The 11,853-nt window shown below is 47.2% G+C and carries 11 protein-coding genes; 3 read left to right on the forward strand and 8 right to left on the reverse strand.

Features of this window, described 5'->3' with window-relative positions:
• Positions 1–4 precede the first annotated feature (4 nt).
• Both ICN27_RS03410 and ICN27_RS03415 read right to left on the reverse strand, forming a co-directional pair.
• The gene (locus tag ICN27_RS03410) at positions 5–1,282 is read right to left on the reverse strand and encodes an NAD(P)/FAD-dependent oxidoreductase (RefSeq protein ID WP_215309675.1); all 1,278 of its coding nucleotides are present in this window, start codon (positions 1,280–1,282) and stop codon (positions 5–7) included.
• 9 nt (positions 1,283–1,291) lie between these two features.
• Positions 1,292–1,621, reverse strand: a complete 330-nt coding sequence (locus tag ICN27_RS03415; RefSeq protein ID WP_215309677.1) for a c-type cytochrome — start codon at positions 1,619–1,621, stop codon at positions 1,292–1,294.
• Between the two features lie 183 nt (positions 1,622–1,804).
• Between ICN27_RS03415 and ICN27_RS03420 the strand changes: the two genes are divergently transcribed.
• The 3 genes from ICN27_RS03420 to ICN27_RS03430 are packed head-to-tail and all read left to right on the forward strand — an operon-like array spanning position 1,805 to position 5,390.
• Positions 1,805–3,526 carry a glycosyltransferase family 39 protein gene (locus ICN27_RS03420; protein ID WP_216268984.1) on the forward strand — a complete coding sequence of 574 codons (1,722 nt, stop codon included), beginning with the start codon at positions 1,805–1,807 and terminating at the stop codon, positions 3,524–3,526.
• On the forward strand, positions 3,523–4,770 hold the full coding sequence (locus tag ICN27_RS03425; RefSeq protein ID WP_216268985.1) for an exo-alpha-sialidase: 1,248 nt from the start codon (positions 3,523–3,525) through the stop codon (positions 4,768–4,770). Before ICN27_RS03420 ends, ICN27_RS03425 begins: the two co-directional genes overlap by 4 nt.
• Positions 4,767–5,390, forward strand: a complete 624-nt coding sequence (locus ICN27_RS03430) for a hypothetical protein (RefSeq protein ID WP_255534967.1) — start codon at positions 4,767–4,769, stop codon at positions 5,388–5,390. Before ICN27_RS03425 ends, ICN27_RS03430 begins: the two co-directional genes overlap by 4 nt.
• Before the next feature lie 94 nt (positions 5,391–5,484).
• Here the strand turns inward: ICN27_RS03430 and ICN27_RS03435 are convergent, their stop codons facing one another.
• Genes ICN27_RS03435 through fabI form a run of 6 tightly spaced genes read right to left on the reverse strand, consistent with a single transcriptional unit; the run spans position 5,485 to position 11,840 of the window.
• Complete coding sequence (locus ICN27_RS03435) at positions 5,485–6,477, reverse strand: tripartite tricarboxylate transporter substrate binding protein (protein ID WP_216268986.1); 993 nt, start codon at positions 6,475–6,477, stop codon at positions 5,485–5,487.
• 59 nt (positions 6,478–6,536) lie between these two features.
• The gene (locus ICN27_RS03440) at positions 6,537–7,382 is read right to left on the reverse strand and encodes a CoA ester lyase (protein ID WP_216268987.1); all 846 of its coding nucleotides are present in this window, start codon (positions 7,380–7,382) and stop codon (positions 6,537–6,539) included.
• A 50-nt stretch (positions 7,383–7,432) separates the two neighbouring features.
• Positions 7,433–8,803 carry an MmgE/PrpD family protein gene (locus ICN27_RS03445; protein WP_216268988.1) on the reverse strand — a complete coding sequence of 457 codons (1,371 nt, stop codon included), beginning with the start codon at positions 8,801–8,803 and terminating at the stop codon, positions 7,433–7,435.
• Between the two features lie 13 nt (positions 8,804–8,816).
• Positions 8,817–9,701: a MaoC family dehydratase N-terminal domain-containing protein gene (locus ICN27_RS03450; RefSeq protein ID WP_216268989.1), complete on the reverse strand. Its 885-nt coding sequence runs from the start codon at positions 9,699–9,701 to the stop codon at positions 8,817–8,819.
• Positions 9,702–9,732: 31 nt separating this feature from the next.
• The gene (gene chrA / locus ICN27_RS03455; protein ID WP_216268990.1) at positions 9,733–11,058 is read right to left on the reverse strand and encodes a chromate efflux transporter; all 1,326 of its coding nucleotides are present in this window, start codon (positions 11,056–11,058) and stop codon (positions 9,733–9,735) included.
• Complete coding sequence (gene fabI, locus ICN27_RS03460; protein ID WP_215309697.1) at positions 11,055–11,840, reverse strand: enoyl-ACP reductase FabI; 786 nt, start codon at positions 11,838–11,840, stop codon at positions 11,055–11,057. Before fabI ends, chrA begins: the two co-directional genes overlap by 4 nt.
• Positions 11,841–11,853 lie beyond the last annotated feature (13 nt).

Raw genomic sequence — 11,853 nt, forward strand, 5'->3', positions numbered from 1 at the left:
CTTTTTAACCCAAGCTATCTGCCCAGATGTTGTGCGCCCAACCCCAAGCATAAATACCCTCCAGAATAGAAGGTGCAGGCGATAAACCTCCAGAACCAGGAACGGTCTTGAATGTTTTTTCAGCGGCATTGTATTGATGGACGCTAGCAACGTGGACTACTTCTCGGTTATTCACAAAGCTATAGCAGGTGTTTGTCAAAACTGGCGCTGGATTGATTTCCCAGCCATTCAATTCTGCAACGATTGCCGCTGCTGCGACTTTGGCATGTTGATTAGCCATGTGACCAGATTTGGGCATCAACGGTGCAATTTGAATCGCGTCACCTAATACGTGAATATCTTTTCGTGCTGTTGATTCAAAGTTGAGGAAGTTGACATTCGCCCAGCGACCATTGGAGTTGGCCAATCCAGTTTTAATGGCGATTTCACCTGCAGCCATTTGCGGCAAGACATTTAATACGTCGGCCTTCACATCATCCTCTACTTCGAGTTTAAGTGTTTTGGTTTTCGCATCTACGCCAACTACATTGCTCTTGGGGCGGTACTCAATCATTCCGGCGTATTGTTCAGCCCAAACTTTTTTGAACAAAGCCCCTTTGGAGACTACATCTTGGTTGGCATCCAAAATCAAGACCTTACCCTTAGGATTGCGTTGCTGAAGATAGCTTGCTACCTGACATGCGCGCTCATAGGGTCCAGGAGGGCAGCGATAAGGCGCTTCTGGAATGCTGATTGCAAAAGTACCACCTTCACGCATCGCAGCGATTTGCTTATGTAAGGCAACAGTTTCTGGCCCGGCTTTCCAAGCCTGCAGTGTTACACCATCTTTATTGGCTTGTGTAAGGCCTTCAATGCTTTTAAAGTTCATTGAGACACCGGGAGACACAACAGCTTTGTCGTAGCGCAAAGTTTTTCCGGAGGCGAGTGTCACCGTCTTTTTATCTGGATCAATGCTACTGACGCTATCTTGAATAATCTTGATGCCATGACGCTTACTGAGCGTGTCATAAGGTGAGGTAATTTCAGCGATCGTACGTGAGCCACCGATGACCAAATTAGACATTGGGCAGGACACAAAGGATGTATTGGGTTCAATCAGAGTCACTCTGGCGGTGTTATTGGAGAAGAGTCTCAAATATTTAGCGGCGGTAGCGCCACCATATCCGCCGCCAATGACGAGGATTTCTGCTTTTTGTAAATTAGCTGCTGTAGTTTGACTTGAAAGGCCTGCAAGCAAGCCAACTGCTGCAGCGCTCTGACCTATAAAATGTCGACGATCCATAGCGCCTCCTTATTGTTTCTTGCCAAGTTGATTGGCAATAGTGGTGAGTTGTTCGTCGGAATAGCCTTTAGCTAACTGAGGCATGATGGTGCCCTCTAAGGCTCCAGATTTGTAAGCCTTTAGTTTGGCAAGCATTTGTTCGCTAGTGAGATTATTAATGAGTGGCATCCCGCCATCCACAACGCCTTTGCCATCTGTGCCGTGGCAATTAGCGCAGGTAGCAGCAAGTCCACGTTTATATAGTTGGTCAGCGGTTTGGGCAAAGCTAAGTCCGCTCCATTGGCTCAGGCCAATCATGGCGCTAGTCACCAAAATGGGTTTTAAATACTTCACTTGCATAGGGATAATCTCCGTCTTACATACAACTGTTCTTAGGATACTGCTGATGAACTCTATCTTAATCAGATGGGGGTGGGATTAGTGGTTTTACTTAGATTGATTTTCAATAAGCTCAGAACCAAAAATGAGGGTATTGACCTTGCTAGTTTTAGTATTCCAGTCCAAGACCTATAAACTAGCAATATGCGAGGCTCTTTTACCTACCGAAATGCCATTTTCATCCTACTTCTAGGTGTATTTACCTATCTATATGGTTTAGATAGTCGCTTTGCGCCAAAGAACGGGGATGAATACCCCTATATGCATATCGTCCGAATGACAGCGGATGCTGGTGCTTGGTTACCGCTTCAATCAGAGATGGACGGTATAAAAAATACAAAGCCACCCTTGGTATTTTGGGAGGGTATTGCTAGTACTAGCTGGGGAAGCGACTGGACACTCTTCTCGCTGCGTTGGCCCAGTGTTGTCTATACCGGCTTAACCGCACTATGCTTATTTTTGGCTGTATCTCGTTTTAGCGGTAGACGGCAGACTGGCTTATTAGCAGCTTTAGTATGGCTTTCCTTTTTTGCGACTTATCGCTATGGCCGTCCGTTTCTGACAGATCCCCCTGAAGTATTTTGGCTAAGCCTACCCTTTTTTGCGCTCCTATATTGGGGTAAGGCCGCTTTTGAATCGAAGCTTTTGTTTCCTGTGTTAGCAGGCGCCTCTTTTGGTATGGCCTTGCTGTCAAAGTCTTTTGCTTACATTGTTCCTGCCGCATTTGCTTTGGGCTTGTTTTACTGGCGCTGGCGTGAATGGAGTATCCCTAAGACCTTATTGCATGACCTATACAAAGTGATCTTGATTACCGTTCTGGCTTTGGGCGTGTTTGCACTTTGGTTTGCGCTAGATCCTTTCCCTGAGGCGGTTTGGAAAGAATTTGTACTGGGTGAGAATGCCGGTAAGTTTCAAGCGCGCAGCTCTCACTATTTATTAGATTTAGTACGGGGTGGCGATAGTGTTTGGATGCTGGCTTTAACGTCTTTGGCTAATGCCGGGCTATTTACCTTTGTGTTGATTTCTGCATTGATTCAATGTTGGCGAGAGCGGCGTTTTATATCAATTGAAGAGACTCTTTTGCTGCTGTTGGTCTTAGCCTTCTTTATTGTGTTTAGCTTGCCAAGTCAGCGCTCTGGGCGATATCTGCTTCCAGTGATGCCAGCATTTGCTGCTGTGATCGCACTGTATTGGGACCGATTGCCTGTATGGGGATTTCGGATTGCATTGTTACTGCAGTTACTATTACTTGCTGCACTTGCTTGGGTGGGTGCTAATTTGCAACTATCCAACTTCTTAGGTCAGCCCGGCATCTGGAGTTACTCGCCTTGGCATTGGCTTTTTATGGGAGTCGCGATAGTTCTAGTATTGCTTGGTATATTGAATCGCAACCGAAGTAAGGCAATCGCTCTAGCAGGATGCTTTCTTTGCTATTGCGCACTCACTAGTGGCTTATCACCTCTCGAGGCTAGCTTGGGTCGGTACTCACAAGTAACTATTCAAGGCCTTGCTGGAAAAGATGTTTGGGTGCCTTGCGACTATCGCGCCAAAGATGAAGAGTATCGACTCTTATTGCCTGGGGCAGTATTGCATGGCTATTTGGCAAAGGATGCCAGTCAAATTGATCTACTGACTAAAAATTACCCATTAGTAGCCGTACAGTCAGGAATTGGTATGGAGCCAGCGGTGTGTGATTCTTGCAAGATCGTGGGTAAGCGGATGGAGATGCGAGCGCGCCATTCTGATGCAGAAATTCAGGCGATACTCAGGGGTCATATTGGAGAACACCTGTTTGTGAATGAATATTTAATTGCCACTCCTGCAACTATTGCATTGCCATTAGTAGGTAAGGATGCTTGTCGATGAGTCGTGTGATCGCCTTCTGTTTTTTATTGCTTGCTTCGGTACTGGGTTATCTCCACATTGATACTCGTCCATTATGGGCGCCATTTGCGAGTACTTACCCAATTCAGAATGCAAATCAACTTGATGATGCATCAGAGGTATCTAGGGGTGCTAAGCAGGTGAAGATGCTGAAAAGTGCCGTGTCAGTAAAGCCCATTCAGCCGAGTCTACAGACAGATTGGTTGCCAGACACTGGGGCACCTTCAGTGCATGCCGCCTCGTTAATTGCGCTGAAGGATGGTGCGGTCAGAGCCTTCTGGTTTGCGGGTAGTCGAGAAGGTGCTCCAGATGTAGTGATTAATACATCTGTTTTTGATTCCCAGGCATCTCGATGGAGTGCCCCAACAGTTGTGGTAGATCGCGTTGGCGCTGAAAAAGGCTTGTCTCGCTACATTGCGAAGTTAGGCAATCCTGTTCCAGCCAGAATGGCTGATGGCCGCATGCAATTATTTTTTGTCACAGTTTCCATTGGAGGTTGGGCTGGCAGTTCCATCTCTTCAATGATTTCAGATGACGAGGGTTTAACTTGGGGTCGGCCTGCGCGTTTAATCAGCTCCCCGCTGATTAATCTCAGTACCTTAGTAAAGTCACCAGCGATGCTATTTGTGGATGGGCGACTTGGCTTACCTGCGTATCACGAGTGGATTGGTCGCTTCGGCGAGTTTCTGAGAGTCGATGCGAATCAGGTGATTGATAAGCGACGCATGAGTTCGGGTAGGGGTGCGATTCAGCCTGTAGTTTTTTCTGATGGCCCGCAAGAAGCAAACGCCTTCTTTCGCCAAACTCGACCTAGCTCTAAGCCAAAGCAAATCCCTACAAGTGAAACTAAGGATGCTGGACAAACTTGGGCGGCAACAAAAGATCTTGAGATTCCAAATCCCAATTCAGCACTGGCTGCACTTACCTTAGCCAATGGCACAAGATTGATGGTGTTGAACAACATCGAGACGGGGCGCTATCGATTGGTGATGGTCATGCGTGAACCAAACTCCCCTCAATGGCGGGTAGTGCAAGTGCTCGAGGATGATGCATCTTTACTCAATGATCAGCATCGAGAATTTTCCTACCCGTATTTAATTTCTACGAATGGTGAAGATGCGCACCTTACCTATACCTGGAATAGAACAAAGATAAAGCATGTGTATTTCCCAGCTGCCTGGTTTAAGTATGCTGCTAGCGGTCTGAAAGAAAAGGAAGCGCAATGATGACTCCCTATTTACAGCTGATCGCTCTTCTGGAGATGTCGCTTACTTGTGCGGTAGTGCTGATTATTCTCTCGCAAAAAATGTCCTCAAAAGAAATTCCACTTGCAATTCGTCTGCTTGCAGTCTTATTGCTGGTAAACCTATTTTTCTGGCCATTAGGAATGTCGCTTGAATTGCCTTTGGCTGCCTATGTTCGTGCGGTGACTGGTGAGCTCAGTATTGTGACCATGCTCTTGCTTTGGAGTTCCATGCTTCCTGCTGCCCAAAAGACACCATTGGGATTTAAAGTGGCAGTGGCATTGATTGCAATTGCGTTTTATCCCTTAGCGCTAGGCCTTGGGATGCTCGATCCCTATGTTTGGGGTTACGGCTCTATTGGCTTTTTAATCGCCACTATCTTCTTTGCTATAGCTTGCGGCCTTGCTGGCTGGACTAAGGGTGTTTGGATCCTGTCTATTGCGATCATTGCGTGGACAGTGCATTGGCATGAATCCGCAAATCTTTGGGACTATCTCCTAGATCCCTTCTTGGCTGTTTGGGCTCTGCTAGCAATCCCGAATGCGATTTATCAGAAGCGTCGTGAAAGAGCTCAGTCAGGCTATTTGTTTAGGGCAGGGTAAGTAGTGAGTGAGTCAATCAGTAGATCAGTTCATTTTAGGTAACAAAAAAGCCAGCAAATTTCTGCTGGCTTTTTTGTTGACTGCTATTCCGGAATTAATCTGGAATATTCGCTTTACGAATGACTGGACCCCAGACGTTGATTTCTTTATCGAGGTGATCCTTGAGACCATTGGCGGACACTTTATCCATTGATACGATATCAATGTTGGCATCATCCAATCGCTTCTTCACATCAGGAGTATTTAATGCCTTCTTGAGTGCAGCATTGATTTTATCCAAAACTGGTTTTGGAGTACCTTTTGGAGCATACACACCGTGCCATACTTTCACTTCAAAGCCTTTGAGGCCTTGTTCGTTCAAAGTGGGAACGTTAGGAATGGCTGGTAAGCGCTTCATCGTTGTTGTACCGAATGCTTTCACACGACCATCTTTGATGTAAGGAATAGTTTGTGTTGTCTGATCGCACAAGAGGTCAACTTGACCGCCTAGAAGATCAGTTAAAGCTGGGCCAGTTCCCTTGTAAGGAATATTAGTTAACCGAACACCCATACGACTTTGGAATAGCAAGCCGCATAGCTGTGACACAGCGCCTGGACCCGCATTAGCCATCGTTACTTTGGAACCATTGGCTTTAATGTAAGCCTCAAGCTCTTTAAAGTTATTGGCTGGCAAATCTTTTTTACCGAGCAATACCATTGGCACGTCAGCAACTTGGCCGATGTACTCAAAGCTAGTCATTGGGTCGTATGGGAGCTTGTCATACAGCGCATTTGCTGTTGCCATACCCATGTGATGAATATAGATGGTATAGCCGTCTGGAGCTGCGCGAGCCACCTTAGTGGAGGCAATTGTGCCGCCAGCACCAGGCACGTTCTCTACCACTACTGTTTGACCTAAGGCCTGACCCATGGGCACAGCAATTAAGCGTGCGATAGTGTCAGTTGGGCCACCAGCTGCAAATGGAACAACCAATTGAACTGATTTTGTAGGCCAATCCTTTTGAGCAGATGCAATATTGCTGCCCAATAAAGCACTGGCGCTGACAACAGCAGCAATTCCAGCAAAGAGGGTTTTTTTGAATTTCATTGAAGTCTCCGTTAATGTGTAATGCGAGCCAATTTTGCCACTATTAAATCCTATCGGCTTTAGGGTTTACCAGCAATCGCCAGAGTTCTTTGGGCCAGTAGCACAACTGGACGATCAATCATGCGGCCGTCTAATTTCACGGCGCCTCCTTTAGACGCCTTGTCAGCCTCGATGACCCGATGAGCCCAAGATACCTCCGCAGCAGTAGGCATAAAGGAATCCTTCACTAAGGAAACCTGTTTTGGATGAATGCATAGCTTGCCACCAAAGCCCATTCTTTTAGCGCGCTCAGCATCATCGGTGATGCGCTCTATATTGTCAGTAGAAGGAGTAACCCCATCAATTGGAGGGGCAATTTGGGCTAAGCGTGAGGCCAACACAATCTGAAAGCGCGCAGTTTGCAGTTCAGTCTCTTGTGCGTCGCAGGCCATACCTAAGTCTGCCTGCAAATCGATGTTGCCTAATGCTAGGCGCAATACTTGTTCAGAGTTTGCAATTTCATTGAGGCGATCAAGACCGATGGCAGTCTCAATCATTGGAATGATGGCTGTGTTTGGAAGGATTTGTGCTGCGCCATTGATTTGATCGAGAGACTCACTTTTGGGAATGAGTAAGCAAGCTACATCTAACTCTTGTACCAAGATAAGATCTGCCGCATAAAAATGACTGCCAGGAGAATTTGAACGAATAATCAGACGCTTTTTTTGTTCTGCAGTAAATGAAGGCCAAGCTGCACGTATTGCTGTGCGGGCAGATTCTTTATCTTCCTGAGCTACTGCATCCTCTAAATCGATGATGACACCATCAGCACCACTATCAAGTGCTTTAGCAAATCGCTCGGGGCGCGTCGCCGGAACGAATAAGAAAGTACTGCTAAAGCCGATGGGGGTATCGAGTGGATTCATGTATGCGGCTTTATTAAATAGGTGGTGAAGAAAAAATAAGCAACTGCGATTTAGGAGATCAACATACCTATCTTGGACTGCTTACGGATATTCCACAAGCGCTCAATAGCAGCGCTCATCTCATCTGGGCTTGCGCCGCCACTAAATGCAGCAAGGCGCATAGCCTTGTCGGTAATTTCAGTGCGACTCAGAGTGTTGCCGGGATCGCCTTTGGGTTCATCAACGCGGCCCTCTAAAACCTCGCCACTATTTAAATAGACTTTGACTTTTCCAATCCAGCGTTGAGGGTAGGCGCCATCCACTTCAGGATCCAGAATCATGGTGACACGATCACGGAACGCGCAAATGGCTTGATCATGAAAGTGTTGATCAAATTCTTGTAGACCTGCAAATTGATAGTGCGCAATCAAGGCTAATACAGTTCCCATAGAGAACTTAGATTGGTGAACAGTTGCAGGATCAGTCACTGGACCCAGCACATCGATTGCGCCCTGATGAACCAAAGTTTCTACTTTGGCGATATCACTAGGCTTAAGGTGATGCGCCAACATGACTTGTAACAAGGCATCTGCGGCAGGGTGCGTATGACGACATGAGGCGTGATATTTGAAGCTCGTCTCAGCAATAGTCCAGCGACTACCCAATCGATCAATCAGCTTGCTGGGATCCGCATCACTTGACATCCCAGCCGCTAAGCCTTGTTTACCTTCCAAAATGTGTTCAGCGCCAGTAAAGCCGGATTGCGCTAGGTAAGCTGACATCAAGCCAGTAGCGGCAGCGTGGGCAGTATGCAATTGTTTAGAGTCGGCGGCATCGCGCAGAAATTCCCAAAGGCCAGCAGATTGGGTACCGGCTGAACCAAAGGCGTGCAGCATTTGAGTGGGGTTGAGCTTGAGAAGATGACCTACTGCAGCGGCGGCAGCCAAGGTACCAGCAGTACCGGTCGTATGAAATGTCTTGTAGTGTGAGCGACCTAGAAATTCTCCAACTCGAATACCGACTTCGTAGCCAGCAACCACAGCCACTAGAAGATCCTCACCTGAAGCACCAATCGTTTGTGCCGTTGCTAATGCTGCAGGAAATACCACGGTAGCTGGATGAAAGACGGAGCCATTGTGCACATCATCTTGCTCGGCTACATGTGATGCTGCGGCATTGGCTAGCGCCGCTAAAAAAGGGCTTGAGTTCTTACGGCTAATCAGAATTTCAGCGGTACCAGGATTGGCGGTATTAAAGCCACCCATGTTTTGCGCAAACTGCGTGATCGTTTCTACTGGGCGTGAACCTTTGCCGGCAATCGCAGAGCCAAACCAATCTACCAGTAAATCTTCGGTGCGCGCAATCACTTCTTGGGGAATATCCCCAATCTTTAATTCAGAGGCAAATGTAGCTAAGGCTTTAGTTAAGTGTGGAGTGGTCATTGAGAATCATTTCCTAGGCTAAAACAGCACTGGCTTGCATGGTGAGCCAGCCTTCATGATCTTCTGCCCAAATGGAGATCGTTTTTCCAGAGGGATCTTTCTCTAAATCAGGCTTAGCGCTCACCTTAAATATATTGATATCAAAAGTAGGGCGAATGGCGCGGAACTCAAAACTCTTGAGCCTACAGCCTGAAATACTTTGTCGCACAAGATCTACTAATAAAGTTGCAATTAAAGGGCCATGAACAATTAAGCCGGGGTAGCCCTCTACTTCAGTAACGTATTTGCGATCGTAATGAATGCGATGACCATTAAATGTCAGTGCTGAGTAACGAAATAACAAAACATCATCAGGAGTAATTGTTTTAGACCAAGTCGCACCTGTAGGAGCTGGTGTTGGTGCAACTGGCTTGTCGTCTTGTCCGGGAGCATCGCGATACACAATGTCATGCTCTTCAACTAAGGCTAAGCCATTTTGATTGGAGATGGCGTGTTTGACCAATACAAAGATGAGGTCGCCAGTCCGACCCGCTTTGTGCGTAACGGATTCAATTTTGGAGACGCGTTCAATTTTATCGCCCACTGCCAGAGGGGCTAACCATTCAATGCGACTGCCAGCCCACATGCGACGCGGTAATGGTACTGGGGGCAAAAAGCCGCCACGCTTTGGATGACCATCAGGGCCGATTTCTGATTGAAGAGCGCAAGGTAAAAAATAAAGCCAATGCCATAGCTCTGGTAGAAAGCTTCCGGTAACGGGCGCGGCATCAGATCGATCGAGCGTTGCTGATAAAGCTCTGACGGGTGCAGCGGTGACGACGTCTTGAAGGGTCTCAGTTTTACCGAGCCATTCTTGGAGATGGGTAATAGTTTGGGGTTCGATTCGCATAAGTTCCATTATGCCAATTTCAACCCTCAATACCGCCTAGCTAGATCAATAAAGTAGTTAGTAGGTGACTCAGAAGCCCAGCTAGGGCTGAACCGATCAATACGCTAATCACCCCTTTTTGGTATCTAAAGAGTGCTAAACCTGCAAGTACGGTAATCACAATCGAAATCCATGAGATTGAACCACCAAGACCATGTGGAAAAAAGACGTGATACGCAAAGAAGAGACCTAGATTAGCGATGACGCCAACTACTGCTGCAGAGATGGCAGTCAGGGGTGCAGTAAAGCTCAGCTTGCCGTGGGTAGATTCAATCAGGGGACCGCCAATCAGTACTAAGAAAAAAGAAGGTAAAAAAGTAAACCAGGTGGCAACGCAAGCCCCAAGTACTCCAAACCAAAACGGATTGCTATTACCAATCCAATGTTGAATGTGGCCGGCGAGATAACCAACAAAAGCTACGACCATGATGAGTGGTCCTGGAGTAGTTTCTCCAAGCGCCAAACCATCCATCATCTGGCCAGCGCTGAGCCAATGGAATTGATCTACTGCGCCTTGGTAGACGTAGGGCAGAACTGCATAAGCGCCACCAAAGGTGAGAAAGGCGGCTTTGGTAAAGAACCAGGCAATTTGTGGGTAGAGCGTTTTCCAGCCAAAGATCAGTATGAGGGTAATCAACGGAATGAACCAGAGAACGAGAACAACTGAACTATGCAGCGCCAGTTTCTTTTTGGAAAACTTGGCATGGTCGGGAGTGGGGGTGTGATCATCAATCCATGCGGGAGCATGTGCTCCATTCAATTGATCGTGAGTAGCGATTTGCTGAAAATATTTTGGATAGCGTTTACCACCCCAGATGCCCATCACTGCAGCAAAGATAACGATGATTGGGAAGGCTAAATTAAAAACAAAGATCGCCAGAAAGGATCCGAGCGCAATCCAACGTAATACTTGATTGTGAATCGTGCGCTTACCGATACGTACTGCGGCATGAAGGACGATGGCAGTGACCGCGGGTTTGATGCCAAAAAAAATGGCAGCAATCCAAGGGACTTGACCAAAGGTCAGGTAGATCCAAGACAAACCAATCAAGATAAAGAGAGAAGGAAGAACAAAGAGGGTGCCCGCTAAAACACCACCCCAGGTGCGATGCATCAGCCAGCCGATATAAGTGACCAACTGCTGCGCTTCAGGCCCAGGCAGCAGCATGCAATAGTTGAGTGCATGTAAAAAACGCCGCTCAGAAATCCAGCGACGTTTTTCAACCAGCTCTTGATGAAGGACTGCGATTTGTCCTGCTGGCCCACCGAAACTAATAAAACCCAGCTTGGCCCAAAACTTCAGGGCCTCGCGCAGTGGAACGATCAAACTTCTTCCATTCCACCAACCACTTGGCTAAAGCCGTTATCGACGTAAATGATTTCAGCGGTGATGCCGTTTGCTAAATCAGACAATAGGAAGGCAGCGGTATTACCAACATCATCAATCGTGACATTACGACGCATGGGGGCGGTTTGCTCAACCGCTTCCAAAATTTTCCCGAAGCCTTTAATGCCAGCAGCAGCCAAGGTTTTAATTGGGCCAGCAGAGATTCCGTTAGCGCGAATGCCTTTAGGGCCAACTGAGCCAGCGATATAGCGTACCGAGGCTTCTAGTGAGGCCTTCGCAAGTCCCATGGTGTTGTAGTTGGGAACGTTACGTAAGCTACCGAGGTAAGTGAGCGTCAATAGAGAGGATTTGTCACGCAACATGGGCAAGGCTTCTTTCGCCATCGCGGGGAAGCTGTAGGCAGAGATGTCATGAGCGATTTTGAAGCCTTCACGAGAAAGACCTTCTAAAAAGTCTCCAGCAATGGCTTCGCGTGGTGCAAAGCCAATCGCATGGACAAAGCCATCAAACTGCGGCCAAGTCTTAGCTAAATCCTTAAAAAGGGCAGAAATCTGCTCATCACTGCCAACGTCGCAGTCAAAAATCAGTTCGGTATTAAATTCTTTAGCAAAATCGACAATACGGTCTTTAAAGCGCTCACCAACATAGGTAAAGGCCAGTTCAGCCCCTTCGCGGTGGCATGCCTTGGCAATACCATAGGCAATAGAGCGGTTAGAAAGAAGCCCGGTAATCAGAATTTTTTTGCCAGCGAGAAAGCCCATATAGTGTCCTTTG

Origin of the sequence: Polynucleobacter sp. Nonnen-W13, assembly GCF_018881735.1 — a bacterium.
Taxonomy (GTDB): domain Bacteria; phylum Pseudomonadota; class Gammaproteobacteria; order Burkholderiales; family Burkholderiaceae; genus Polynucleobacter.

Excerpts from the sequence above, each read along its gene's own strand:
- ICN27_RS03440 (WP_216268987.1), bottom strand. The coding sequence starts at position 7,382 with ATGAATCCACTCGATACCCCCATCGGCTTTAGCAGTACTTTCTTATTC.
- ICN27_RS03410 (WP_215309675.1), bottom strand. The coding sequence starts at position 1,282 with ATGGATCGTCGACATTTTATAGGTCAGAGCGCTGCAGCAGTTGGCTTG.
- ICN27_RS03425 (WP_216268985.1), top strand. The coding sequence starts at position 3,523 with ATGAGTCGTGTGATCGCCTTCTGTTTTTTATTGCTTGCTTCGGTACTG.
- ICN27_RS03445 (WP_216268988.1), bottom strand. The coding sequence starts at position 8,803 with ATGACCACTCCACACTTAACTAAAGCCTTAGCTACATTTGCCTCTGAA.
- fabI (WP_215309697.1), bottom strand. The coding sequence starts at position 11,840 with ATGGGCTTTCTCGCTGGCAAAAAAATTCTGATTACCGGGCTTCTTTCT.
- ICN27_RS03415 (WP_215309677.1), bottom strand. The coding sequence starts at position 1,621 with ATGCAAGTGAAGTATTTAAAACCCATTTTGGTGACTAGCGCCATGATT.
- ICN27_RS03430 (WP_255534967.1), top strand. The coding sequence starts at position 4,767 with ATGATGACTCCCTATTTACAGCTGATCGCTCTTCTGGAGATGTCGCTT.
- ICN27_RS03420 (WP_216268984.1), top strand. The coding sequence starts at position 1,805 with ATGCGAGGCTCTTTTACCTACCGAAATGCCATTTTCATCCTACTTCTA.
- ICN27_RS03435 (WP_216268986.1), bottom strand. The coding sequence starts at position 6,477 with ATGAAATTCAAAAAAACCCTCTTTGCTGGAATTGCTGCTGTTGTCAGC.
- ICN27_RS03450 (WP_216268989.1), bottom strand. The coding sequence starts at position 9,701 with ATGGAACTTATGCGAATCGAACCCCAAACTATTACCCATCTCCAAGAA.